The organism is Sulfitobacter sp. 15WGC (genome assembly GCF_005068605.1).
In the GTDB taxonomy this organism is placed as follows: domain Bacteria; phylum Pseudomonadota; class Alphaproteobacteria; order Rhodobacterales; family Rhodobacteraceae; genus Sulfitobacter; species Sulfitobacter faviae.
The window spans coordinates 193,155-218,486 of the sequence record NZ_SZNL01000002.1 but is presented as its reverse complement, the minus strand read 5'-3'; the positions used below and the strand labels follow the sequence as shown (position 1 = coordinate 218,486).

Sequence of the window (25,332 nt, the reverse complement as noted above, 5' to 3'; positions counted from 1 at the left end):
TTGCCCCTTCTGCCTCAACCCCTATGCTGCACCGGAACGATTAAGGTGCCGCAGTGCAGAACGACCCCCATACCACGCTGGTGACCCCCACCGCGCCGATTGCCAATACCACCCACGGCGGGCGGGCCAAATGTTTGCAACGTCTCGTGCGGCTCGACCTGCCGGTGCCGCGCACCATCGCGCTGTCCTTTGACGCGGTGCAGCAGATCGCGCGGGGGCAGATGCCCGACGTGCAGGCGGTGGTCGATCAGTTCCCGAAGGGTGCGCTGCTTTGCGTGCGGCCCTCCAGCCAAGACCCCGATTGGGGCGGGCCGGGGGCGGTGCTGAACATCGGGATCAATGACGCGCTCTTTGAAAGCTACGCCGGCACCATTGGCGAAGGGCCAGCGGCGGCGCTTTATTCGCGTTTCGTGCAGTCCTACGCGGTCAATGTGGCCCGTCTCGACCCGGATATGTTCGACGATGTGAACGGCGATGGCCGCGCGGCGCTGATGGAATCCCTGCGCGCCTATGAGGCCGAGACCGAAGAGCGTTTCCCCCAAGACCCGGCGACGCAATTGGCGGCGGTGCTGCGCTCCATGGCGCGGGCGTGGAACGGCACCTCGGCGCGGCTGCTGCGGCAGGCCAAGGGCGCGCCTGCGGATGCGGGGCTGGGGCTGGTGGTGCAGGAAATGGCCTTTGGCGTGGGGCAGGGGCAATGCGGCTCGGGCGTGTTGCAACTGGTCGATAGCGACACCGGCCTGCCGCAGATCACCGGGCGCTATCTGAGCCAGAGCCAAGGGCGCGATGCGCTCGAAGGCGATGCGGCGGCGATGTATCTCACCCGTGATCCGCGCGGGCAATCGCTCGAAGAATTGGTGCCCGAAGCTTTTGCGGAGTTGAAGGATCACGCGGCGCTGATGCGCAAGAGGCTGCGGGCCGAGATGCAGGTCGAGTTTGTGATCGATCAGGGCAAGCTGCATATCTTGGACGGTGTGAAGGTCGCGCGTTCTTCTCGGGCTGCCGTGCGCATCGCCGTGGCGCTGGCCGATGAGGGGATCATCAGCCGCGAGGAAGCGCTGATGCGGGTACAGCCGCGCACGCTGTCGGAACTGCTGCACCGCCAAGTCGACCCAAGCGCCAAGCGTGACGTGATCGGGCGCGGCATCGCCGCCAGCCCCGGGGCGGCCACGGGGCGGATCGTCTTTTCCGCCAGCGACGCGCAGGCAAGTGCTGCACGCGGGGAGCCTTGCATCCTCGTCCGGCGTGAGACCTCGCCCGAGGATATTCGCGGCATGCATGCCGCCGCCGCCGTGCTGACCGAACGCGGCGGCATCACCAGCCATGCGGCGGTGATCGGGCGCGGCATGGGGCTGCCTTGCGTGGTCGGCGCTTCGAACATGCGCTTTGTGGTGACCCAACGGCAGATCATCGCCCCCGACGGGCGGGTCTTTGTCGAAGGCGACCAAGTTACCGTCGATGGCTCCACCGGGCAGGTGCTGGCGGGGGCGGCCAAGATGCAGGAGGCCGCGCTCGACGATACCTTCAACCGGCTGATGGGCTGGGCCGAGGACGTGGCTGATATTGGCATTCGCGCCAATGCCGACACGCCGACCGATGCCCAGACCGCGCGCAACTTCAACGCCCATGGCATCGGCCTGTGCCGGACCGAGCATATGTTCTTCGAGCCGGGCCGCCTCACCGTGATGCGCGAGATGATCTTTGCCGAAAGCGGCGAGGACCGCCGCGCCGTGCTCGAACGTCTGCTGCCCATGCAGCGCGAGGATTTCACCCAGCTTTTCCGCATCATGCAGGGCCAGCCGGTCTGCATCCGCTTGTTCGACCCGCCGCTGCATGAGTTCTTGCCCTCCGACAAAGCCGGGCAGCGCGAATTGGCCGAGGCGCTTGGCCTGCAAATGTCCGACGTGACGCGCCGCGTGGCGGCGATGACGGAGTATAACCCGATGCTGGGCCTGCGCGGCGTGCGGCTCGGGGTCACGGTGCCCGAGATCTACGAAATGCAGGCCCGTGCGATCTTTGAAGCGACCATTGAGGCCAGCCGCGATGGCGAGCCGGTGGTGCCCGAGATCATGATCCCGCTGGTCAGCGCTCGCCGCGAGGTGGAACTGGTTAAGGCCAGCGTCGATGCCGTGGCCGCCGCCGTGCGCAGCGAGCGTGACGCGAGCTTTACCTACCGCCTTGGCGTCATGGTGGAGACCCCGCGCGCCTGTCTGCGCGCCGATGATATCGCGCCGCATTGCGCCTTCCTCAGCTTCGGGACCAACGACCTGACGCAGATGACCTACGGACTCTCGCGCGATGATGCGGGCCGCTTCATGTCGAACTACGTCCAGCAGGGGGTCTATCCAGAGGATCCCTTCCATGTGCTTGACACCGATGGGGTCGGCGAATTGCTGCAACTCGGGGCGGAAAGAGGGCGCAAGGCGCAGCCCGGAATCACCCTTTCCATCTGTGGGGAGCATGGCGGCAACCCCGAATCCATCGCCTTTTGCCGCGAATCGGGGTTCGATTATGTTTCCTGCTCGCCATTTCGCGTGCCAGTTGCACGTCTGGCCGCCGCCCAACTCGCCATTGCCCACAAGATCGGGTAGGGGCGGCGGGCTCCAGCCCAATTTATACCATAATTCGGCGAGTTTCTGCACATAACGTCTGGTTGGGTTTACCGCCGGGAACCTTTTGGCTATCCGCCCCGCAGCCCTAACAATGATGCGAGGCGCATAATGCGTTTTATCCGGTCGATCTCTTTTGCTCTTTCCATGGCGCTGTGCAGCAGCCCGCTGGCGGTTCAGGCCAGCTCTGAAAGTGCGAGCGATCTTGCGCAGATTGAAATTCAAGGTCTGAAGTCCGCCGGTGCGGCGCGGCTTCAGGAGATGGTCGCACAGCCCGTGTCGGCCAGCGAGACAGATGTGAAATTCTCCACGGCTTGGATCGACAGCCAGCCCAAGGCCGAAGGCAACGCTGAGTTGCAGTGCCTTGCCGAAGCGCTCTATTTCGAGGCACGTGGCGAGACGGTCAAAGGCCAGTTCGCCGTGGCCGAAGTGATCATGAACCGCGTGAAATCCGCCCGTTTCCCCGGCACGCTTTGCGGCGTGATCAACCAAGGGACCGGGCGCAAGTATCAGTGCCAGTTCACCTACACCTGCGACGGCCACAAAGAGGTCATCAATGAGCCGCGCGCTTTTGCCCGTGTCTCGAAAGTCGCGCGTGCGATCATCGACGGCAGCGCGCCGAAGCTGACCAATGGCGCGACCCACTATCACACCACTGCCGTGAACCCCAATTGGGCGCGGGTCTATACCAAGACCGCGCGGATCGGGCAGCACCTCTTCTATCGCCACACATGGAAGACCGCCTCGAACTGAGGGGCGGGATGTGCCTTCGGGTGCTGGCCTGCCGCCGGTGGGCCTGCTAAATGTGCATCGAAGCGCCCCCGGTGGGGCCATTACCCTGATCCGATAGGCGCTGCCGATGTCCGACGACGAAATTCGACTTGCCTTTGCCCACCCTTCCGAGCGGGCAGAGACGATGGCCGGCCCCGAGCCGCGTGATCGTATCTCACTGCGCGATCACATCGTCGAGGTTGAGATCGGTGCCTTTCAGGCCGAGCGGGACGTGACCCAGCGGGTCTGCTTTAACGTGGTGGTCGAGGTGGCCCCCCTGACGGGTGTGGTGGACGACGATGTCGACCGTATCCTGTCTTACGACCGCGTGACCGAAGCCATCGCCGCCGAGCTTGCCGCCGAACGGCTCAACCTTTTGGAAACGCTGGCCGAACGGGTCGCCGACCGTATCCTGATCGAGCCGCAAGCGATGCGGGTCTTCGTGCGGATCGAAAAGCTCGACCGGGGCCCCGGTGCCCTTGGGGTCGAGATCGTCCGCGCGCGGGAGGAGGCGGCAGCGCAGGACGCGGACCAAAAGACCCCGCAGCCGCGCGTGGTTTACCTTTCCAATGCGGCGATTGCCTCGACGCGTTTGCCGGGATGGCTGGATCAATTTGAAGCGGCGGCGGAGCCGGTGATCCTTTGCGTCGGACCTTCCGACATCCCCGCGCCACAGGCCGAAGATGAAAAGGCGCAGCGCCACATCGACCTCTTGGCAATCGAACAGAACGCTTGGATGCTTTTGGCCCGTGATCCGCGCTGCGCGGTGGTCGGCAGCCGGACGGAGTTGGACTGGGCCATGAAGAACGGCCAGATCAGCATCTGGGCGCCTGCGCGGATCGTGCTCGACGCAGTGGACGGCCCCGCCGCCCCGCCAAGCGCAGCACCCGCTTTGGCCGCTTGGTTCGCCGAGAGTTCATCGGCCTGCGAATTGGTGCTGATTGGCGCGGAGCGGCCCGAGGGCGCGAAACTGCCGCTACGCCTACTTGACGTCGACCGCGCGGAGATCCTGTGATGACCGACTACCACCGCCCCTTGGTTCAAATCGGCCCCGCGCGGCCCGAAGCTGCGCTGACCCTCGCGGGCGGTTGGGGCTGGTTCACCCATGTTGAAGTCCTGTCGCGCGGGCAGACGCCGCGCGTGATCCCGGCAGATGCGCTCCCCTCCGCCGCGCGAGATGCATTGACCGCGCCGCGCCCGGCCATTGCGGGGTTGAGTTTCGACCGCCCCCGCGTGATGGGCATCCTCAATGCCACGCCTGACAGTTTCTCAGACGGGGGCCGCCATGCCGACCCGAAGGTCGCGGTTGCGGCGGGGGCGGCGATGCGGGCGGCGGGGGTCGATATGCTCGACATTGGCGGGGAATCCACACGCCCCGGAGCGGAGACCGTGCCGGAGGACGAAGAAATCGCGCGTGTTCGGCCGGTGATCGAAGGGCTGCGGGCGGCCGGGGAGGGGGCGATCAGCATCGACACCCGCAAGGCTGCCGTGGCCGAAGCCGCCGTGGCGGCGGGGGCGGATCTGGTCAATGACGTGGCAGGGCTGACCTTCGACCCGGCGCTTGCGCCCTTCTGCGCGGCGCGGGGGCTGCCGGTCTGTGTGATGCATGCCCAAGGCGACCCGGCCACGATGCAACGCGACCCGCGCTATGATGACGTGCTGCTCGACGTCTATGACTATCTGGCCGAACGCATCGCGGCGCTTGAGGCACAGGGCATCCCGCGCGCAAATATCATCGCCGATCCGGGCATCGGCTTTGGCAAGACGCTGGAGCACAACCTTGCGCTGCTCGCGCGGCTGAGCCTGTTCCACAGCCTCGGGGTGCCGATCTTGCTCGGCGCGTCGCGCAAACGTTTCATCGGCACGATCGGCGGCGGCGCGGCGGGGGAAGATCGCGCGCCCGGCTCCATCGCGGTGGCCCTGGCGGCGCTGAACCACGGGGTCCAAGTCTTGCGTGTCCACGATGTGGCGCAAACCATTCAATCCATTTTACTTTATCGTTCGGCACTGGCAGGTAAAGAGATATGACAAAGCTCTTTGGTACAGACGGCGTGCGCGGCACCGCCAATATTTACCCCATGACCGCCGACATGGCGCTGCGCATCGGTGCCGCCGTCGGGCGCTATTTCCGGCGTGAGAAACGCGGCGTGCACCGTGTGGTCATCGGCAAAGACACGCGCCTGTCAGGCTATATGTTCGAGAACGCGCTGACCGCGGGCCTCACCAGCACCGGCATGAACGTGTTGTTGCTGGGGCCGGTGCCGACACCGGCGGTGGGGCTTTTGACGCGCTCCATGCGGGCCGATCTGGGGGTAATGATCTCGGCCAGTCACAACCCGGCCAGCGACAATGGCATCAAGTTCTTCGGCCCGGATGGGTTCAAACTCTCCGATCAGGTCGAGCAGGAAATCGAAGCGCTGGTCGCCGAAGGGGTCGAGCCATCGGCGCCGGATCAGATTGGCCGGGCCAAGCGCATCGACGACAGCCGCTTTCGCTATATCGAACGGGTCAAATCCTCTTTCCCGCGGCAGATGCGTCTTGATGGGTTGAAGGTGGTGATCGACTGCGCCCATGGCGCGGCCTATCACGTGGCGCCGATGGCGCTGTGGGAATTGGGCGCGAATGTGATTCCCGTGGGCGTGGACCCGAACGGGTTCAACATCAACGATGGCTGCGGTTCCACCCAGCCGCAATCGGCGGCGGAGGCCGTGGTGGCCAATGGTGCCGATGTGGGCATCTGCCTTGATGGCGACGCCGACCGGGTGATCCTGATCGATCAGAATGGCCGCATCGGCGACGGCGATCAGTTCATGGCGCTGATGGCCGCGCGTTGGGCCGAAGAGGAGCGTCTTGCGGGCAAGGCGCTCGTCGCCACGGTGATGAGCAATCTGGGGCTGGAGCGTTTCCTGAACGACCGCGGCGTGCGGCTGGAGCGGACCGGCGTCGGCGACCGCTATGTGGTGGAGCGGATGCGCGAAGGGGGCTTCAACCTCGGGGGGGAGCAGTCGGGCCATATCGTGATGACCGACTACGCGACCACGGGCGACGGGTTGATGGCTGGGATGCAGTTTCTGGCCGAGATGGTCCGCTCGGGCAAGCCTGCCTCAGAACTGCTCTACCAATTCGACCCGGTGCCGCAGCTGCTGAAAAACGTGCGCTTCTCTGCCGGGCAGACCCCGCTGGAAGACGCGCAGGTCAAAGCCGCCATCGCGCAGGCCGAAGCCGATCTGGCGCAGGGCGGGCGGCTGTTGATCCGAAAATCGGGCACGGAACCCTTGGTGCGCGTCATGGCCGAACATGAGGACGCGGCACTGATGGAGCGTGCCGTCGACAGCGTGGTCGAGGCGGTGAATACGGCGGTGGGCAGCTAAGCTGTTCTACCCGCGCTGGAACAACCGTTTCAGCGCGCCGTATTGGCTGAGCCCGACCCCCGCAAGGATCAGCGCCATCGCGTAAAGCAGCGACATCGGCAGCGGCTCTGACAGGACCAGCGCGCCCAGCAGGACCGACCAGACCGGCACTTGGTAGTTCACCAGTGACATGAAGACCGGCCCCGCGGTGCGCACCACATAGACCCGCAAAAACGCCGCGCCCGCGGTGGGGATGAGGCCGAGAAAGGCCAGCACGGCCAGTATCTTGGGCGCGGGCAGGGGCGGCGGCCCCTCGCTGAGGAAGGCTGCGGGCAACATGACCACGGCACCGATCAGCATCAGCACCGTCCCCAGCCCAATTGGATCCACAGAAGGCAGCCGCCGCATGAGGATCGAGCTGACCGCATAGCAAGAGGCCGCGGCGACGCAGGCCATCCGCCCCGCCGTTTCCATCGCAGCGCCGGTGCTTTCAAACGCCTGCCCGCCGATCAACACGACGACGCCGATAAAACCGATGACAAAGCCGCCGACCTTGCGCGGGGTCATGCGCTCCCCCGGCAACAGGAAATGGGCCATGGGTAGGACGATCAGTGCCACGGAAGCCATGGTCACCCCGGCAAAGCCCGAGGTCACATATTGCTGCCCCCATGCGAGCAGCGAAAAGGGCAGGGCCGAGCTGATGATGCCGATGGTCACCAGCACGAGGATGTCGGAGGCAGAGGGGCGTGCGGTGAAAAGCGCGAACCCCCGCAGGGCCCAGAGCGCCAGCATCACCACCGCCGCCAACCCGATCCGTGAGGCGGCGAGCCAGAAAGGCGTGATCCCGGTGAGCGCCACTTCGGTAAAGAGGAAGGTGCCCCCCCAGACAAACCCCAAAAGGGCGATCAGCAGCCAGCTTGTCAGCGTGATTTGGGGCGTGGTGTTCATCGGGGCTCCGGCGTAAAGGCAAAGACCCCGGCGCGAGGCCAGGGTCGATGTCGTCTTATCTTTGGGGAGATTTGGCTCAGTTCTTGGCCTTGTCCACCATCTTGCCTGCGGAAATCCACGGCATCATCTCGCGCAGCTTTTCGCCGACCTGTTCGATGCGGTGCTCGTCATTGATGCGACGGGTCGCTTTGAACGAAGGCTGGCCCACGGCGTTTTCCTGCATGAAGTCACGCACGAATTTGCCGTTCTGGATGTCAGTCAGCACATCTTTCATGCGCTTCTTGGTCTCGTCGTAAGGCAGGATGCGAGGCCCGGAGACATATTCGCCGTATTCCGCGGTGTTCGAGATCGAGTAGTTCATGTTGGCGATGCCGCCTTCGTAGATCAGGTCGACGATCAGCTTCACCTCGTGCAGACATTCGAAATAGGCCATCTCGGGGGCGTAGCCCGCCTCGACCAGTGTCTCAAAGCCCATGCGGATCAGTTCGACCAGACCACCGCAGAGCACGGCCTGCTCGCCGAAGAGGTCGGTTTCGCATTCCTCGCGGAAGTTGGTCTCGATGATGCCGGAGCGGCCACCGCCGATGGCGGAGCAATAGGAGAGGCCGATTTCCAGCGCTTTGCCTGAGGCGTCTTTGTCCACAGCCACAAGGCAGGGCACGCCGCCGCCTTTGGTGTATTCGCCGCGCACGGTGTGGCCGGGGCCTTTGGGGGCCATCATGATCACGTCGACGCCTTCTTTCGGCTCGATCAGGCCGAAGTGGACGTTCAGACCGTGGGCGAAGGCGATGGCGGCACCCTCGCGGATGTTGTCATGCACGTATTTCTTGTAAGTTTCGGCCTGAAGTTCATCGGGCATGGTGAACATGATCAGGTCGGCCCAAGCGGCGGCTTCGGCGATGCCCATGACCTTGAGGCCTTCGCCCTCGGCCTTGGCGGCGGAAGCGGAGCCTCCGCGCAGAGCGACGACAAGGTTTTTGGCACCCGAGTCGCGCAGGTTCAGCGCATGGGCGTGGCCTTGGGAGCCGTAGCCGAGGATCGCCACCTTCTTGTCCTTGATGAGGTTCACGTCGCAGTCGCGGTCGTAGTAAACGCGCATGATCTTGTCCTTTGGTTTGTCTCGTTCTGGGTCTCACCATAGCGAAGTTGTGCTTAGTGGCCATTGTCATCGCAGAGGTATTTGTGAAAGGATGAAGATAGTTATTCGTGGTATCGCTCTAAAACGGAAAAATCATGCTTGATGATCTGGATCGCCGTATTCTGCGCTATTGGCAGGCGGAGCCGAGTCTCAGCCCCGGGGAATTGGCGGAGCGCTGCAATATCACCTCCGGCAAAGCGGCGCGGCGGATTGCGCGGCTGCAAGATCAGGTGATCGTGCAGGGCAGCGGGGTGGTGATCGATTGGGCGGCGCTTGGCTATGCTTTGGAAGTGTCCTTGCGGGTGACCTTGGATAAGACGCAGGCCAATGCTTTTGATGTCTTCATGGCCGAGGCGCGGCAGGTGCCTGAGGTGATCGAGTTGCAGACCTTTTTGGGGCGGGTTGATCTGCGGCTGTCGATCATTGCGCGGGACATGGGGCATTATCAGCAGATTTACCGCAGTCGCATCCTGACCCTGCCGCATATCGCTGAGATCGAGGCGCTGATGCATGTGGCGCGGATCAAGACGCAGGAGGGGCTGCCGCTGTGATCGAGCTTGATGACATTGACCGCGCTTTGCTGCGGGCGCTGGCGCGGGACGCCAATCAAAGTGCCAGTGCCTTGGGGCGCCGCTTGGGTCTGTCGCAGCCTGCGACATGGCGGCGGATCAAACGGCTGGAGGAGGGCGGCGCGATTGCCGGGCGGCGGTTGCGCTTGAATGCCGAGGCTTTGGGCTTTGGCGTTACGGTGTTTCTGGGGATCAAGCTGGCCACGCGCGGGCGGGTCAGTTTGGAGGATTTCGAGCGGGCGGTTTCGGCCATTCCCGAGGTGCAGACGGTGGAGCATGTTTTGGGGTTGTTCGACTATCGTCTGCGGGTCGTGGCGCGGGATTTGCCGGACTTCGAGCGTGTGCTCAGGCGGCGGATCATGACCTTGCCCGGCGCGGGGGAGGTGGAGGCCAATGTGCTGTTGAGCGAAGAGCGCCTGCCGGGGCCGCTTTAGCCGCATTTGCCTTTTGCCGTGGCGGGCCATATGCCTTTGCTTCGAATGATGGAGGAAGAACAATGGCATTGCTCGACACGGTAGACCCTTCGGGGCTTGATGAATTCAGCGTGGTCTTTACCGACCGGTCGCTCAACCACATGTCGGCGGAGTTTCAGCAGGTCATGCGCGACCTCTCGACCTGGCTGGGTGAGGTGTATAACGCCGATGCCGTGGCGCTGGTGCCCGGTGGCGGCACCTATGCGATGGAGGCCGTGGCGCGGCAGTTCGCACGGGGGCAGGATGTGCTGGTGGTGCGCAACGGCTGGTTCTCTTACCGCTGGAGCCAGATCATCGAAAGTGCCGATCTGACCAATAGCGCCGAGGTGATGAAGGCACGGATGCAGGGCAACGCCAGCCCCGCGCCCTTTGCGCCCGCCCCGATTGACGAGGTCACCGCCGCGATCCGCGCGCAGAAGCCGCAGGTGGTGTTCGCGCCGCATGTGGAGACAAGCTCGGGCATGATCCTGCCGGATGACTATATCAAGGAAATGGCCAGGGCGGCCCATGAGGTGGGCGCGCTGATGGTGCTTGATTGCATCGCCTCGGGCTGTGTCTGGGTGGATATGAAGGCGCTTGGGGTCGATGTGCTGATCTCGGCCCCGCAGAAGGGGTGGAGTGCCTCGCCCTCGGCCGGTTTGGTGATGATGTCGGCGCGGGCCGAGGCGCGGCTGACTGAGACCACTTCGGACAGTTTTGCTATCGATCTGCGCAAATGGCGCGACATCATGAAGGCCTATGAGGCGGGCGGCCATGCCTATCACGCGACCATGCCGACGGACGCGCTGCGCGTGTTCCGCGATACGGTGAAAGAGACGCGGGACTATGGGTTCGACCGGCTGAAAGAGGCGCAGTGGCGTTTGGGCGAGGCGGTGCGTCAGGCCTTGGCCGACCGCGGTGTAACCTCAGTCGCCGCAGAGGGGTTCGCCGCGCCGGGGGTGGTCGTGTGCTATACTGCTGATCCCGATGTGCAAAACGGCAAAGCTTTCGCCGCCCATGGCATGCAGATCGCCGCCGGTGTGCCGTTGCAGGTGGGGGAGCCCGATGATTTCCGCACCTTCCGTCTGGGGCTGTTCGGGCTGGACAAGCTCTATGATGTCGACGCGACCGTGGCGCGGCTGACGGCGGTGTTGGACGAGGTTCTGTAAGACCTTCTGCGCCGCGGTTCAGCGGCGCAGGCCCAGCCCCATTTGCATCAGCATCTTGCGCACCGGGGGCAGGGCGTAGAGCGCGTTGAGCCCCGCCGCGCGCGCGTCCCGGGCAAGCGGGCTGCTGGCTTGGCTGGCGCGGTTCAACAGGTCGATGCCTCGGACCCTGAGCGCGATATCGGGGTGGCGGGCCTTGTGATAGGCCTCAAGCATCTCGGCATCGCCGAGGCGTTCTGGCGCGGCGCGGGCGAGTTCCAGCAGGGTCGCCATATCGGTCAGCGACATGTTCAACCCCTGCGCGCCAATGGGGGGCAGCACATGGGCGGCTTCCGCCACGAGAGCCAGCCGTTCGGCAGAAAGCCGTTTGGCCTCTTGGCTGATGATCGGCCAGAGGGCGCGGGGGCTGGCGAGGGTGAGCGGGCCGAAGAGATTGGCCGACCGCGCGGTCGCCTCGGCCTCGAAAGCAGCGGGGTCAAGCGTGGCGCGGGCTTGGGTTGCGGGCCCATCGTCCATCCAGACCACGGCGGAACAGGGCATGCCGTCGCGATCTGGCAGGGGCACGAGGGTGAAGGGCCCGCCCGAACGGTGTACCTCGGTCGAGACATTCTCATGCGGGATCGGGTGGGTCACGCAGAAGGCTAGCGCCTTTTGCCCGTAGCGGCGGGTGGTGACCTCGATCCCCGCAGCCTCGCGCATCGGGCTGTTGCGCCCGTCGGCGGCGATCACGAGCCGGGTTCTGATCCGGCTGCCATCGCTCAGCCCGACACGCGCTTCGCTTTGGCGGGTGAAAAGCGTGGTGGTGCCGGTGCCGGGGCGGAAATCGACCTGGGGCAACTCGTTCAGCCGGGTCAGGATTTCGCGCCGCAGCAGCCAATTGGGAAAGTTCCAGCCGAAGGGTGCGTCAGAGATATCGGCGGCGTCGAACTCGCGGGTCACCCGCGGCGTCGGGTCTTCGCCGCCCGCATCGACGATCCGCATGATTTGCAGGGCGGCGGCATGGGGGGCAAGACGGTCCCAAAGACCGGCGTCCTCCAGCAGGCGCCGCGCCGGTTGCAGCAGCGCGGTGGAGCGCATGTCGGCCCCCTTGGCGGCGCCATCGGTGACCGGCGGGGTGGGGTCGACGCAGATCACATCGAAGCCGGCCGCGCCAAAGGCCGCCGCCGCGGTCAGCCCGGCGATGCCGCCGCCGGAAATCAGGATATCGCAATCGAAGGTCATCAGCCCGCCACCCGTGTTAAAAATTCGCAAAGGTCTTGCGTATGGTAGTGGATGTGATCGCCTTCGCCACGTTCCGGGGCCACATGCACCGTGCGCATCCCCAGAGCGTGGGGCGCGGCGAGGTTGCGCGGATCATCCTCAAACATGGCGGCAGAGGCGGTCTGGAACCCGTCGATGCCAAAGACCTTGTCATAAGCGGCGGCTTCGGGCTTGGGCAGAAAATCGGCGTGTTCGACACCATAGACCGCGTCGAAAAGCCCCGAAAGGCCGCAGGCCTCAAGCACCCGTTCGGCGTAGGGCGCACAGCCGTTGGTGTAGACGATCCGTCGCCCCGGCAGCACGCGAATGGCCTGAGCGAGCAGCGGGTCGGGGGTGAGCCGATCCATCGGAATGTCATGCACCTCAGTCAGGTAGGGGCCGGGGTCGACACCGTGTTCGCGCATCAAGCCGGCCAGCGTGGTGCCATAGGTCTGCCAATAATGCTGGCGCAGGTGGTTGGCTTCGGCCCGGTCGACCTTGATCGCGCGCATCACCCAATCGACCATACGCGCTTCGATCAGGTCGAAAAGCCGCGCCTCGGGCGGATAGAGCGTCTGGTCAAGGTCGAAGACCCAGGTGGTGACATGAGAAAAAGCATCGCGCGGCATGGCGCAGAGGTAGGCCGAGACGCGCAGCCGCGCAAGCCCTGCCGGGTTGCGCAAATGGTCGCGGTGAGTAAGGTGGCGCAACTTTCAAGGACTGATAGCTGATGCCCGACCCCAAAACCGGCCCGACCGACGCCTATTCGATGATTCTGGAGGCCATCGACATTGGCACCTATCGCCCCGGTGACCGCTTGGTGGAGAGCGAATTGGCCGAGCGTTTTGGCGTCTCACGAACGCCGATCCGTGAGGCATTACAACGGCTTGAGACGCAGTCTCTGCTCATGCGCGATGGGCGTAGCCTGATCGTGGCCTCGCTGGATCACAACCAGATGGCCGAGCTTTACGTCGTCCGGGGCGAGCTGGAGGGGTTGGCCGCGCGTCTGGCCGCGCGCCATGCCACCGCCGAGGAGGTGCGCGTGCTGCGCGAGATGGTGGATGCCGACAACGCGCTGGCGGGCAATCCCAACGCGCTGGCACGGGCCAACAAACGGTTTCACAAGCAGATCCATCTGGCGTCGCACAACCGCTATTTGGTCCAGCAGCTTGACCTCGTGCATCGCTCCATGGCCCTGATGGCGACCTCATCCCTCGCGGTTGAGGGGCGCGGGGAGATTGCGCAGGCCGAACATAACCGCATCGTGCAGATGATCGAAGCCCGCGATGAGGATGGCGCGGATGAGGCGCTGCGCACGCATATCTCCGTCGCCTTCATGACCCGGTTGAAGCAGGAAGCTGCCCGGCGCGAGGATGATTTTTGAGCCTGTTGCGGGGTTTTACATAGCGCGGCAGAGTGTGGCCATGGGCGGTTTTGTCCCAGAAATGTGGGCTGCGATAGAGCTCAAACAGCGCTTTGGCGGCGGCCAAGGCGCCTAATGCGAAGTAGAGCGGGCAGGTGATGACCCAAGGCAGCAGATGCCGTTGACCCCGGTTTGAGACCGCGATGGTGGCGGCGCAGAAGTTCAGCATTTCCGACAGAATGAACAGCGCGAAGATCGCCGTCAGGACGGGTGGCGCAAGCCAGTCCGTGACCGGGTGATACAGCCCGAAAAAACTCAGCCACAGAGACCAGATAAGGGGCGCGAGGGCGAATTGCGAGACCGTGGCGAGAAATATCGCCTGCACGCCGATGAACCGCAGGGGGCCGAGGTCTTTCAGCAGGGCGCGTGGGCTTTGCATATGGACCGCCCAAGTGATGAGATATCCCTTCAGCCAACGGGATCGTTGCCGCACCCAAGGCCAAGGGCGGCAATTCGCCTCTTCATAAGTGGTGGTGCGCATCAGTTCGGTCACATAGCCGCGCCGCGCCAGCCGGAGACCCAGATCGGCATCCTCGGTCACGTTGTGGGCGTCCCAAGCGCCGAGCCGTTCAAGGATGTCGCGCCGGAAAAACAGCGTGGTGCCGCCCAGCGGGACGACCAGCCCCAGCCGGGCCACGCCCGGTAGGATCACCCGCCACCATGTCGCATATTCGATCGAAAAACAGCGGGCCATCCAATTGCCGCGGCTGTTGTAGAAATCCAGAACCCCCTGCAAACAAGCTGTATTTTCGGGGGCGTTGTGAAAGCGGGTGACGATCTGTTCGATCTGGTCCGGCTCCGGCGCATCCTCGGCATCCCAAACGCCGATGATGCTGCCGCGGCAGAAATCGAGTGCGTAGTTCAGGGCGCGGGGTTTGGTCTTGAGCGCCCCGGCATCGGGCACTTCGATCACGCTGATCCATGGCGGCAAGGAAGTGCGTGCGATGGTCTCACGGGTGAGCTTATCGCTCGCTTCGAGGACCAGAACCACCTCCAGCAGCGATTTGGGGTAGGTGAGCCGCGAAAGCCGCGCGATCAGCGCCTGCGCGATCTCTTCCTCATGCAGCAAGGGCACGATGACCGAGACACGGGGCAGGCGAAATCCCTTAATCTCTGCGGCATTCGGCGGCGACCGAGGGGGCTTGGGCCAGGTGAGAGAGGCCCAAAGGGCCGCAGCCTTGAGCCCGCTGGTCAGCAGCAGCGTCAGCGCGCCGCAGAGGAGAGCGAGGGTAAGAACGGCGGAGGGGAAGAACATCAGTAGCGCAAAGAGCGACAGCAAAACAGCTCGCAGCGCAAACCGTCGCTGCCAGCTGCGCACCCCCCAGTTCCGACAGCTTTCGGCATCCGCGACGCGGGTAACGGCATGTTCCGCGAGTTCCGCCGCATAGAGCCTGCCGATCTGGGTTCGCACCTCCCGGGGGTCGGCGACGACCAACACCAAAGTTTTCCCCCGCTCCCCCAAAGCCTTGCAAAGGTGAGGAAACTCCGCGGGGCGACCGCTGGCCACGAAAAGCCGGTCCCCCAATTCCAGCCATGGCACGGCCTCGAATTGCAGGCATAAATGCGCGGGTATCCGAGCCGCAAGCCGTTGATCGCAGGGGCTGCGGGTCAAGTCGACAGGTTGGGCGCCATACTGCCGGGCAAGGGCTTTGACGATGTCATCGGGGGCGACCAAGCCTTCGGTGGCCAGAACTTCGCCCAAGGGGGCGTCGATGCGGCGCTGTAGGTCCAGCCCGTGCAGCAGATCGCGCGGGCCGATGACCCCTGCGGCGATCAAATGTTGGCCCAACCGCATCCGGCGGGCGGGCGCGGTGGCCATCCGCGGCGCTGAGAGTTTCAGGCGAAGGTTGCTCATTCCGTGCCCCGTCGAGGTTCCGGAATGAGACTGGCAGGCGACCGTTAATCGAGAGTTAAAAGTCGCCTGTGCAATCAGTGCATGTAGAAAATTTTACGCGCTGCGCTCGGCCATCGCTTCGCTGAAGCGTTCGAACAGGTAGTAGCTGTCTTGCGGGCCGGGGCTGGCTTCGGGGTGGTGCTGGACGGACCAGATCGGGCGGCCATCGACGCGGATGCCGCAGTTCGACCCGTCAAAGAGCGAGACATGCGTCTCGCGCACGCCCTCGGGCAGGGACTGCCCGTCGACGGCGAAACCGTGGTTCATCGAGGTGATCTCGACCTTGCCGGTGTCGTAATCCTTGACCGGGTGGTTGGCGCCGTGGTGGCCGTGGCTCATCTTAACGGTGGTTGCGCCAAGCGCCAGCGCAAGCATCTGGTGGCCAAGGCAAATGCCAAAGACCGGCAGATCGGTTTTGTCCAGAACCTCGCGGATCATCGGCACGGCATAGGCGCCCGTCGCCGCCGGATCGCCCGGACCGTTGGAGAGGAAGACGCCATCGGGCTCATGGGCCATGATGTCCTCATAGGTCGCGGTGGCGGGCAGAACGGTGACATCGCAGCCCGCAGAGGCGAGGCAGCGCAGGATGTTGCGTTTCGCGCCATAGTCTACGGCGACGACCTTGTGCTTGGCTTCGGTCTGGGGCGCGTAGCCGTCGGGCCATGCCCACCGCATCTCATTCCAGCGATAGGTCTGGGCGCAGGTCACGTCCTTGGCCAGATCCATCCCTTCGAGCCCGGCAAAATCGCGCGCGGCGGCGACCAGCGCTTCGATGTCGAAGTTGCCATCCGGGTCATGGGCGAGGGCGGCGTGCGGCGCACCTTGCTGGCGGATTGCGCGGGTCAAGCGGCGGGTGTCGACACCGCCGATGGCGATGCGCCCGCGCGACGCCAGCCAATCCGACAGCGGCTGAATGTTGCGCCAGCTGCTGGGCGTGGTGGGCATCCATTTGACGACCATGCCCGCAGCGACCGGATCGCCGGTCTCATCATCTTCGGGGTTGGTGCCGACATTGCCGATATGCGGGAAGGTGAAGGTCACGATCTGGCCCGCATAGGACGGGTCGGTCATGATCTCTTGGTAGCCGGTCATCGCGGTGTTGAAACACAACTCCGCCACGGTCTGGCCGGTCGCGCCAAACCCCATGCCGTAGAAAATCGATCCATCCGCAAGGGCAAGGCAGGCGGTTGGGCGTGGGCGAGCGGGCGCGGACATGGGGCAGTCTCCGGGCAGAAAGGGGCGGGTAAACGGGTGGCAACCTAATCCCGCGCGGGCGCGGGGTCAATAGGCGGAGAGAAATGAGATATCGTTTCAGAACAGGGGTTTACCTATGGTCGCCCCCCATTGCTCCGCAGCGAGAGAGCCGCTAAGCTGCGACCCTTGGATTTAGCGAAACACAGGAAACCACCATGTCATTGCGGATGCGCATCTCGGATGCTTTGAAACAGGCCATGAAAGACAAGGCGGCGGACCGGCTTTCGACGCTGCGGCTGATCAATGCCGCGATCAAGGACAAGGACATCGCCGCCCGGGCCAACGGCAAGGATGAGGGCGTGTCGGATGCCGAGGTGCTGGGCATCCTCAGCAAAATGGCCAAACAGCGTCAGGAATCGGCGCGCGCCTATGAAGAGGGCGGACGGCTGGACCTTGCGGAGCGCGAGCGCGAAGAGGTCGAGGTGATCGAAGAATTCCTGCCAAGGCAGCTCAGCGTCACCGAAACCGCCGCCGCCGTGGATAAGGCCGTGGCCGATGTGGGCGCGACTTCGATCCGCGATATGGGCAAGGTCATGGGGCTGTTGAAAGAGCGGTATACCGGCCAGATGGATTTTGGCGCGGTGGGCCCGGTTATCAAAGACCGCCTGAGCTGAGCCGCGGTTGAGTTAAAAACCAGAGGGCTGGGCCGCAAGGTCTGGCCCTTTTCGGTGTCTGGCCCTGTTCAGTTCCGCAGATGCCGTGCCAGATCGTCGTAGAGCGCGATGCGCTCTTCTTCGCTGAGGAAGGCACCGATCTCAACCTCGCGGCCTTCGCCGCGTAGGGTGACGTAATGCGGCACGGGGCCGTCATCGTCGTATTTCTTCACTTGGGTCCAATAGCGGTTACAGTCCCAATCCTTGACCTCGCCCTTGGCGGTGGTGTGCACCAGCCGCGCCGTGGTGTCGTCGAGGGTCAGCACCTCTTCGATCTGGCGGGCGCGGTGATTGTGTTGCAAGGCCCAATAGACCGCCCCCAAGGCCAGAAGCACGAAGGGCAGCAGCCCCCAGAGCAGGGCGGTGCCGAGCATGGCGAAAAGCGGAATCATAGCCAGCGTAAATGTGGCCAGCATAAAGGCCGCAAAACCGCGCGCAGGCAGGGATTGATGCGGCCAAAGGCGCATCTGCTGCGGATTGGCGCGGGGCGGGGTGGTCCATTCGTAGGGCATGGGATCGCTCAGGCTCAGTCAAAAGCCAAGATAGCGGTGGGCCGGGCAATGGCAATGCGGCGCGGAGCCGCGGGAGGGGTCAATCGCCCAGCAAATCCCAGCGGTTTCCGAAAGGATCGCCAAAAACGGCCACTTTGCCATAGGGCTCATGACGCGGTTCTTCTTCGAAGGTCACGCCCGCAGCGGTCAGGCGGTCAAACTCCGCCGCGAAATCCTCGACCTTCAAGAACAGCCAAACACGGCCCGCGCCCTGATTGCCGATGGCGGCGCGCTGCGCCTCTCCGTCCGCGCGGGCCAGAACGAACCCCGTCTCAGCGCCCGGCGGGGTGACCCGGACCCAGCGTTTGCGGCCTTGCTCGACGTCCTCAGTCAGTTCGAACCCCATGACGCCGCAGTAAAAGGCGATGCCGGCGTCATAGTCGGGGACGATCAGGGTTATCGCAGAGAGGTGCATCGGCTCGCTCCTTGTGGGGGCGCGGCAAGGGGCCGCGCCCGGAGGTGATTTACTCTAACTCGACGAGCAGGTCTTTCGCATCGATCTGGCCACCGGCCTGCACATGCACGGCCTTTACCACCGCGTCGCGCTCCGCGTGAAGGCCGGTCTCCATCTTCATCGCTTCGATGGTCAGGATCAGGTCGCCCGCTTTGACCTGCTGGCCCGCCTTCACCCCAACGGAGGCCACGACCCCCGGCATCGGCGCGCCGATGTGGTCGGGATTGCCCGCCTCGGCCTTGGGGCGCTGCACGGTGGCATCCTTGACCAACCGGTTCGCCACGCGGATCACCCGCGGCTGGCCGTTGAGTTCAAAGAAGACCTTCACCTCGCCATCCTCACCGGCCTCAGATTCGGCCTGAAGGCGGATTTCCAAGGTTTTGCCGGGGTCGATCTCGGCTGAGATCTCCGCCCCCGGCTCCATGCCGTAGAAGAAGGTATGCGTGGGCAGGGTGCGCACCGGGCCATAGACGCGGTGGCGGCCCATGTAGTCGAGGAACACCTTGGGATACATCAGATAGCCGCAGAGGTCTTCGTCGTCGATCTGCATGCCGTCCAACTGCTCGGAAAGCTCTTTGCGCACGGCCTCTAGATCGACGGGCGCCAGATGTTTGCCGGGGCGTTCGGTGTTCGGCGTCTCGCCTTTCAGCACCTTCTTGACGATGCCCGCCGGGAAGCCATTCGGCGGCTGGCCGAGGTTGCCGCGCATCATGTCGATCACGCTGTCGGGGAAGGAGACATCGACATTCGGGTCTTCGACCTGCGCCCGGGTCAGCCCTTGGGAGACCATCATCAACGCCATGTCGCCCACCACTTTGGACGAAGGCGTGACCTTCACGATATCGCCGAACATTTGGTTCACGTCCGCATAGGTGCGCGCCACCTCGGGCCAGCGGTCTTCCAGCCCCATAGAGGCGGCCTGCGCCTTGAGGTTCGTGAACTGCCCGCCGGGCATTTCGTGCAGGTAAACCTCGGAGGAGGGCGCCTGCATGCCGGTCTCAAAGGCCGCGTAATGGCCACGCACTTCTTCCCAGTAATCAGAGATTTCGCGCACGGCTTTCATGTCAATCCCGGTGTCGCGGTCGGTATGTTGCAGGGCCGAAACCACGGTGCCGAGCGTCGCCTGAGACGTGTTGCCCGAAAGCGCATCCATCGCGCAGTCGACCGCATCGACGCCCGCCTCAGAGGCGGCGAGGATGGTGGCCGTGGCACTGCCCGCCGTGTCATGGGTGTGGAAATGGATCGGCAGGCCAACCTCGGATTTCAACGCTTTGACCAGCGCGCGGGCCTGAGCGGGTTTCAACAGGCCTGCCATGTCTTTCAGCCCCAGCACATGCGCGCCGGCGGCTTTCAGATCCTTGCCCATGTTGACGTAATACTGAAGGTCGTATTTCGCCCGGTCCGGGTCAAAGATGTCGCCCGTGTAGCAGATCGTGCCCTCGCAAATCTTGCCGGATTCTACGACCGCATCCATCGCCACGCGCATGTTCTCAACCCAGTTGAGACTGTCGAACACGCGGAACACATCGACGCCGGTATTGGCCGCCGTGGCCACGAATTTCTGCACCACGTTGTCGGGGTAATTGGTATAGCCCACCCCGTTGGAGGCGCGCAGCAGCATTTGGGTCATCACATTGGGCAGGGCCGCGCGCAGGTCGCGCAGGCGTTGCCACGGGCATTCCTGCAAGAAGCGATAGGCCACATCGAAGGTCGCCCCGCCCCAGCATTCGACCGAGAAGAGCTGCGGCAGATTGGCGGCATAGGCGGGGGCCACCTTGATCATATCGAGGCTGCGCATCCGCGTGGCCAAGAGCGACTGATGCGCATCGCGCATGGTGGTGTCGGTGATGAGCAGTTGACGCTGTTGGCCCATCCACTCGGCCACCGCCTCGGGGCCCTTTTGTTCTAATAGGTTACGCGTGCCCATCTGCGGCTCGCCGCGCAGCACGGGCGGCTTGGGGTCGCGGACATGGGCGGCGGGCAGGGCATGGCCCTTGGTCTCTGGATGGCCGTTGACGGTGATGTCGGCGATATAGGTCAGCACCTTGGTCGCGCGGTCGCGGCGTTGCTCGAACTGAAACAGCTCGGGCGTCTCGTCGATGAATTTGGTGGTGTATTCGTTGCTCAGAAACGTTGGATGTTTTAGCAGGTTCTCGACGAAGGCGATGTTGGTGCTGACCCCGCGCACCCGGAATTCGCGCAGGGCGCGGTCCATCCGGGCGATGGCCATCTCGGGCGTCGGCGCCTTGGCGGTGACCTTGGTCAGCAGGCTGTCGTAATAGCGCGTGATGACCCCGCCCGCATAGGCCGTGCCGCCATCGAGCCGGATGCCCATGCCGGTGGCCGAGCGGTAGGCGGTGATACGGCCATAGTCGGGGATGAAATTGTTCTGCGGGTCTTCGGTGGTGACGCGGGTTTGTAGGGCGTGACCGGTGAGGGTGATGTCCTCCTGCCGTGCCTTGCCCGTCGCCTCAGCCAGCGGTTTGCCCTCGGCAATGAGGATCTGGGCGCGAACGATGTCGATGCCGGTGACTTCTTCGGTGACGGTATGTTCGACCTGTACGCGGGGGTTCACCTCGATGAAGTAGAAATTGCCGGTTTCCATATCCATCAGGAATTCGACGGTGCCCGCGCACTCATAGTTCACATGGGCGCAGATTTTGCGGCCCAATTCGCAGATCTCGGCGCGTTGGTCCTCGCTCAGATAGGGGGCGGGGGCGCGTTCGACGACCTTTTGGTTGCGGCGCTGGACCGAGCAGTCGCGTTCGTAAAGGTGGTAAATGTCGCCCTGTTTGTCGCCGAGGATCTGCACTTCGACATGGCGGGCGCGCAGGATCATCTTCTCCAGATAGCCCTCGCCATTGCCAAAAGCGGCTTCGGCCTCGCGGCGCCCTTCGCGCACTTTCTCTTCCAGTTCCTTTTCGGACATGATCGGCCGCATCCCGCGCCCGCCGCCGCCCCAAGAGGCTTTGAGCATCAGCGGATAGCCGACCTCGGCCGCCTCGGCGCGGATCGCATCCATGTCTTCGCCCAGCACTTCGGTGGCGGGGATGACCGGCACGCCCGCCGCCATCGCGACGCGGCGGGCAGAGGCTTTGTCCCCCAAGGCGCGCATCGTTTCGGCCCGCGGGCCGATGAAGGTGATGCCGTTCTTCTCGCAGGCATCGACGAATTCCGGGTTTTCCGACAGCAGGCCATAGCCCGGGTGGATGGCATCGGCGCCCGCCGCCTTGGCCACGCGGATCATCTCGTCAATGCTGAGATAGGCGGCGACGGGGCCGAGACCTTCACCGATGCGATAGGCCTCATCCGCTTTGAAACGGTGCAGGCCCAGCTTGTCCTCTTCGGCGTAGACCGCGACCGTTTTCTTGCCCATCTCATTGGCGGCGCGCATGATGCGGATCGCGATCTCACCACGGTTCGCGATCAGGATCTTTTTAAAATCGGTCACTGGCTGGTCTCCCCTGCTGGTTTTAAAGGCAGCTTAGGGATGCTGCGGTGCAGCGCAAGAGGGCTGTGGCCGTCTTTGTCACATTTCTGCAAGCTTTCCGATCAGAGCGGCGACAGATCAAAGGGGGGAGGGAGGTCGCGCAGGTTCCGCGCGCCCAGCTGTCCCATATTGGCGGTCAGGTCGCGGGCAAGCACATCGATCAGGTGATCGACCCCGCGCGGCCCAAGGGCGGCGAGGGCAAAGTGGAAGGCCCGGCCCAGCATGACGAAATCCGCGCCGAGCGCGAAGGCGCGCAGGATATCAAGGCCCGATTCCACGCCGCTGTCAAAGATCACCGGCAGTTTCGTGGCGGCACGAATGGCGGGCAGCGCCTCGGCGCTGGCGGGGGCCGCGTCGAACTGGCGGCCAGCGTGGTTCGAGACCCAGATCGCATCGGCCCCGGCCGTTTCCATCTCTGTGGCGTCTTCGGGGCGCAGCACGCCTTTGATCACCAGCGGCCCTTCCCAGTGATCGCGCAGCCAATGCAAATAGTCCCAATCGGGCGCGGTGCGCAGCAGATAGCCCACATGCGCGGTCGGCGGCAGGTTCGCGGTGGCCGTGCCTTCGGTGTATTTGTCGAGCATTTTCATATGTGGCAGACCCCGACGGGCCATGCCCATTGCCCAAGCCGGGCGCATCGCGACCTGCGCCATCAGTCTTGGGGTCAATTTGGGCGGGCTGGTCAGGCCAGAACGGGTCTGCCGCTCACGGCGCGAGGCGACCGGCACGTCGACGGTCAGGACCAAAGTCGTGAAACCCGCAGCCTTGGCCCGCGCCAGCATATCGGTCCGAATTTCCGGGTCGCGCGGGGGGTAGAGCTGGAACCAACCATGCGCGCCCAGATGGGGCGCTACATCTTCCGGGCAGGTCGCGGCCACGGTGGACAGGCCAAAAGGAATGCAGGCGCGATCCGCCGCGCGGGCAAGATGGGCTTCGGCATCGGGCCAGATCAGGCCGGACATGCCCAAGGGGGACATGCCGAAGGGCAGGGGGAGTTTTCGCCCCATCAGATCGACGCTGAGGTCAGGTGTGAATTCGCCGTGCAACACCGAGGGCATCAGCCCAACGCGGTCTAGGGCCGCGCGGTTGCGGTGTTTGGTGGCCTCCGTCCCGGTGGCGGAATCAAGGTATTCCCAAACGAATTTAGGCAGGCGCGACTGCGCGCGGCTGCGAAGGTCCGAAAGGGCGGGGTAGGTTGCATGTAGGTCCATGGCGGCATTTGCGCCAAAGGGTTACGGATTGTCCAGATGGTGCGGCTGCGTCGGGGGTGAGGGTGCTTCCGTCCGGGTAGGGCGCCGAGGCGCTACTGCCGAAAAACGGACCGGGCAAGGGGGGCGGCCTCGCTTACCTTGCGGCCCGGCGGTGTGGGTAGGTTGTCCGCCATATCCACAAGCGCCGCGATGGCTGCTTCGATTTCGTCGCCTTCGCTGGCGGCGGTGCCTTCCATGTCGATCAGGTGAACGGTAGGATTGGCCTCGGCGTCCAGCCGTTCCTGCGCGATCGAGCGTAGCTCTTGCATGGTGCTGTCGATGGCGCGGCAGAGCCCGGCCAGCATCCCCGCCGATCCGGTAAGCTTCGCCGGATCGATCAGCCCCTTTTCGGCGGCATCCAGCACCGTCGAGATTTGTTCAAGTTTGAACGAGGATGTCGCCGCGAAATAGCGGACATCTTCAAAAGCGAGGGTATCGCGGTTGTCCCGCTGCACCCGCTCCACAACGATGGCGCTGCCCACCACCCGGTCAAGACCGCGGTAGGATTGCACATGATGCAATGTGGTGTCCCAAATCAGCGGCCCGCGCGGCATATGCAGCATCTCGCGATAGCGGATTTGCCCCGCGTTCGAGACGCAGCGCGCATAGCGTTCATTGACGGCCTCAGCCTCTTCATGGGGCATGAAACTGTGTAGGGGGCGGTTTATCACCTCACTCATCACCATGCCGCTATGCGCCTCATGGGCGGTGTTAAGAGCCAAAAGCTCGAAATGCCCGCTGTCAGCGTTCAATTCCGCAATGAACATCGGCAGTTTGAACCGGTCAATCTCTCGGCGCAGTACCGAAGTATCATCGTTTCTGAACATGAGCGGTTCCTCTCGTTTATCGTTGTGTCAGCACATTGCCGCCAAAGCATTATCAACGGGTAAAGATTTCCCCCGCATTTTAAATTCACCCAGTTTTGTCCGTAGTGGCGCCAAATCGGGACTTGAATATCTTTCGAAGGAACATTTGAGGAACGTCTCTTTATCTCGTACCCCGGACGCGCTAGATTGCGGGCATGAGTGATTTTGACGAAATGGACGCCTTTGAGGGCGCCTCCCTGTCCGCCCGCGCCATGGCCGCGCGTCCGCAGCCTTATCTGGAGGGGTTGAATCCCGCCCAACGGGCCGCGGTCGAGACGTTGGATGGCCCCGTGCTGATGCTTGCCGGGGCGGGCACAGGCAAAACGCGGGCGTTGACGGCGCGAATCGTGCATCTGCTCAACACCGGGCGCGCGCGCCCGCATGAGGTTCTGGCGGTCACCTTCACCAACAAGGCCGCGCGGGAGATGAAAACCCGCGTAGGCCAGATGCTGGGCCAGCAGGTTGAGGGGATGCCATGGCTCGGCACCTTTCACGCGATTTGCGTCAAGCTGCTGCGGCGGCATGCGGAATTGGTGGGGCTGAAAAGCAATTTCACGATTCTCGATACGGATGACCAGCTGCGCCTGCTCAAACAATTGGTCGCCGCCGAAGGGATCGACGACAAGCGCTGGCCCGCGCGGATGCTGGCGGGGATCATCGACGGCTGGAAAAACCGCGCGTTGACCCCGGACAAGATCCCGAGTGCGGATGCCGGGGCATACAACCACCGCGGGCCGGAAATTTACGCGCAATATCAACGCCGTCTGATCGAATTGAATGCGACCGATTTCGGCGATCTGCTGCTCCATATGGTGACGATTTTCCAGGCGCACCCGGATGTGTTGGCGCAGTATCAGCGTTGGTTCAAATACATCCTCGTTGACGAATATCAGGATACCAACGTGGCCCAATACCTGTGGCTGCGGCTCTTGGCACAGGGGCACAAGAACATCTGCTGCGTGGGTGACGATGATCAGTCGATCTATGGCTGGCGCGGGGCTGAAGTGGGCAACATCCTGCGGTTTGAAACGGATTTCCCCGGCGCTCATGTGGTCAAGCTTGAGCAGAATTACCGCTCGACCCCGCATATCCTCGCCGCCGCCTCGGGCGTGATCGCGGGAAATGAGGGGCGCTTGGGCAAGACTCTCTGGACCGAAGAGACCGAGGGCGAAAAGGTCCGCCTCATCGGCCATTGGGATGGCGAGGAAGAGGCCCGTTGGATCGGGGATGAGATCGAATCCGCGCAGCGCGGCAC

The 25,332-nt window shown here is 63.9% G+C and carries 22 protein-coding genes; 11 read left to right on the top strand and 11 right to left on the bottom strand.

Translation table 11 applies throughout. From position 1 onward, the window contains the following. The first annotated feature begins 53 nt into the window (after positions 1-53). From ppdK to glmM, 5 genes are all read left to right on the top strand, one after another. Positions 54-2,591, top strand: a complete 2,538-nt coding sequence (gene ppdK / locus FCK22_RS02575) for a pyruvate, phosphate dikinase (RefSeq protein WP_067262596.1) — start codon at positions 54-56, stop codon at positions 2,589-2,591. Positions 2,592-2,720: 129 nt separating this feature from the next. Continuing rightward, on the top strand, positions 2,721-3,362 hold the full coding sequence (locus FCK22_RS02570; protein ID WP_067262593.1) for a cell wall hydrolase: 642 nt from the start codon (positions 2,721-2,723) through the stop codon (positions 3,360-3,362). Positions 3,363-3,468: 106 nt separating this feature from the next. Next, a complete protein-coding gene (locus FCK22_RS02565; protein ID WP_067262590.1) occupies positions 3,469-4,395 on the top strand; it encodes a dihydroneopterin aldolase in 927 nt (308 codons plus the stop codon). Continuing rightward, entirely contained in the window at positions 4,395-5,408 is a 1,014-nt protein-coding gene (folP, locus tag FCK22_RS02560) for a dihydropteroate synthase (protein WP_136720179.1), read from the top strand. Before FCK22_RS02565 ends, folP begins: the two co-directional genes overlap by 1 nt. Beyond that, complete coding sequence (gene glmM, locus FCK22_RS02555; RefSeq protein WP_067262694.1) at positions 5,405-6,751, top strand: phosphoglucosamine mutase; 1,347 nt, start codon at positions 5,405-5,407, stop codon at positions 6,749-6,751. Before folP ends, glmM begins: the two co-directional genes overlap by 4 nt. Before the next feature lie 6 nt (positions 6,752-6,757). Here the strand turns inward: glmM and FCK22_RS02550 are convergent, their stop codons facing one another. Together FCK22_RS02550 and ilvC are read right to left on the bottom strand one after the other, a co-directional pair. After that, a complete protein-coding gene (locus FCK22_RS02550) occupies positions 6,758-7,678 on the bottom strand; it encodes a DMT family transporter (RefSeq protein ID WP_067262692.1) in 921 nt (306 codons plus the stop codon). A gap of 76 nt (positions 7,679-7,754) precedes the next feature. Further along, on the bottom strand, positions 7,755-8,777 hold the full coding sequence (gene ilvC, locus FCK22_RS02545; protein WP_067262689.1) for a ketol-acid reductoisomerase: 1,023 nt from the start codon (positions 8,775-8,777) through the stop codon (positions 7,755-7,757). Between the two features lie 134 nt (positions 8,778-8,911). On the opposite strand from ilvC, the gene FCK22_RS02540 reads away from it, so the two are divergent. The 3 genes from FCK22_RS02540 to FCK22_RS02530 all read left to right on the top strand — a co-directional run bounded on the left by FCK22_RS02540 (position 8,912) and on the right by FCK22_RS02530 (position 11,006). Beyond that, positions 8,912-9,367, top strand: a complete 456-nt coding sequence (locus FCK22_RS02540) for an Lrp/AsnC family transcriptional regulator (protein ID WP_067262686.1) — start codon at positions 8,912-8,914, stop codon at positions 9,365-9,367. Continuing rightward, on the top strand, positions 9,364-9,819 hold the full coding sequence (locus FCK22_RS02535) for an Lrp/AsnC family transcriptional regulator (RefSeq protein ID WP_067262685.1): 456 nt from the start codon (positions 9,364-9,366) through the stop codon (positions 9,817-9,819). Before FCK22_RS02540 ends, FCK22_RS02535 begins: the two co-directional genes overlap by 4 nt. A gap of 62 nt (positions 9,820-9,881) precedes the next feature. Further along, the gene (locus tag FCK22_RS02530; RefSeq protein ID WP_067262682.1) at positions 9,882-11,006 is read left to right on the top strand and encodes an aminotransferase class V-fold PLP-dependent enzyme; all 1,125 of its coding nucleotides are present in this window, start codon (positions 9,882-9,884) and stop codon (positions 11,004-11,006) included. 18 nt (positions 11,007-11,024) lie between these two features. Here FCK22_RS02530 and FCK22_RS02525 read toward each other — a convergent pair whose 3' ends face one another. Together FCK22_RS02525 and FCK22_RS02520 are read right to left on the bottom strand one after the other, a co-directional pair. Continuing rightward, positions 11,025-12,224, bottom strand: a complete 1,200-nt coding sequence (locus tag FCK22_RS02525) for a UbiH/UbiF family hydroxylase (protein WP_067262672.1) — start codon at positions 12,222-12,224, stop codon at positions 11,025-11,027. Further along, positions 12,224-12,871, bottom strand: coding sequence for a pyrimidine 5'-nucleotidase (locus FCK22_RS02520; protein WP_067262695.1), 648 nt, complete (start codon positions 12,869-12,871; stop codon positions 12,224-12,226). The genes FCK22_RS02525 and FCK22_RS02520 overlap by 1 nt, the downstream gene beginning before the upstream one ends. Before the next feature lie 101 nt (positions 12,872-12,972). On the opposite strand from FCK22_RS02520, the gene FCK22_RS02515 reads away from it, so the two are divergent. Next, complete coding sequence (locus FCK22_RS02515; RefSeq protein ID WP_067262669.1) at positions 12,973-13,626, top strand: GntR family transcriptional regulator; 654 nt, start codon at positions 12,973-12,975, stop codon at positions 13,624-13,626. Here the strand turns inward: FCK22_RS02515 and FCK22_RS02510 are convergent. Together FCK22_RS02510 and carA are read right to left on the bottom strand one after the other, a co-directional pair. Then, a complete protein-coding gene (locus FCK22_RS02510; RefSeq protein WP_067262666.1) occupies positions 13,577-15,520 on the bottom strand; it encodes a glycosyltransferase in 1,944 nt (647 codons plus the stop codon). The two genes, FCK22_RS02515 and FCK22_RS02510, sit on opposite strands and share 50 nt — an antisense overlap. Before the next feature lie 93 nt (positions 15,521-15,613). Next, complete coding sequence (gene carA / locus FCK22_RS02505) at positions 15,614-16,774, bottom strand: glutamine-hydrolyzing carbamoyl-phosphate synthase small subunit (protein WP_067262663.1); 1,161 nt, start codon at positions 16,772-16,774, stop codon at positions 15,614-15,616. A 194-nt stretch (positions 16,775-16,968) separates the two neighbouring features. Here carA and FCK22_RS02500 point away from each other — a divergent pair, with 194 nt between their 5' ends. Then, positions 16,969-17,427: a GatB/YqeY domain-containing protein gene (locus FCK22_RS02500; RefSeq protein ID WP_067262660.1), complete on the top strand. Its 459-nt coding sequence runs from the start codon at positions 16,969-16,971 to the stop codon at positions 17,425-17,427. 68 nt (positions 17,428-17,495) lie between these two features. Here FCK22_RS02500 and FCK22_RS02495 read toward each other — a convergent pair whose 3' ends face one another. The 5 genes from FCK22_RS02495 to FCK22_RS02475 form a co-directional block, all read right to left on the bottom strand. Next, the gene (locus tag FCK22_RS02495) at positions 17,496-17,978 is read right to left on the bottom strand and encodes a DUF2244 domain-containing protein (protein ID WP_067262658.1); all 483 of its coding nucleotides are present in this window, start codon (positions 17,976-17,978) and stop codon (positions 17,496-17,498) included. A gap of 79 nt (positions 17,979-18,057) precedes the next feature. Then, positions 18,058-18,432 (bottom strand): VOC family protein, encoded by a 375-nt coding sequence (locus tag FCK22_RS02490; RefSeq protein ID WP_067262656.1) that lies wholly within the window; start codon positions 18,430-18,432, stop codon positions 18,058-18,060. Between the two features lie 49 nt (positions 18,433-18,481). Further along, the gene (locus FCK22_RS02485; RefSeq protein ID WP_067262654.1) at positions 18,482-21,922 is read right to left on the bottom strand and encodes a pyruvate carboxylase; all 3,441 of its coding nucleotides are present in this window, start codon (positions 21,920-21,922) and stop codon (positions 18,482-18,484) included. 101 nt (positions 21,923-22,023) lie between these two features. Beyond that, positions 22,024-23,172 carry an alpha-hydroxy acid oxidase gene (locus FCK22_RS02480; protein ID WP_067262651.1) on the bottom strand — a complete coding sequence of 383 codons (1,149 nt, stop codon included), beginning with the start codon at positions 23,170-23,172 and terminating at the stop codon, positions 22,024-22,026. Positions 23,173-23,264: 92 nt separating this feature from the next. Next, entirely contained in the window at positions 23,265-24,038 is a 774-nt protein-coding gene (locus tag FCK22_RS02475) for a hypothetical protein (RefSeq protein WP_067262648.1), read from the bottom strand. Between the two features lie 194 nt (positions 24,039-24,232). Between FCK22_RS02475 and FCK22_RS02470 the strand changes: the two genes are divergently transcribed. Beyond that, on the top strand, positions 24,233-25,332 hold a 1,100-nt coding region (locus FCK22_RS02470), incomplete at its 3' end, for a UvrD-helicase domain-containing protein (RefSeq protein ID WP_169306050.1).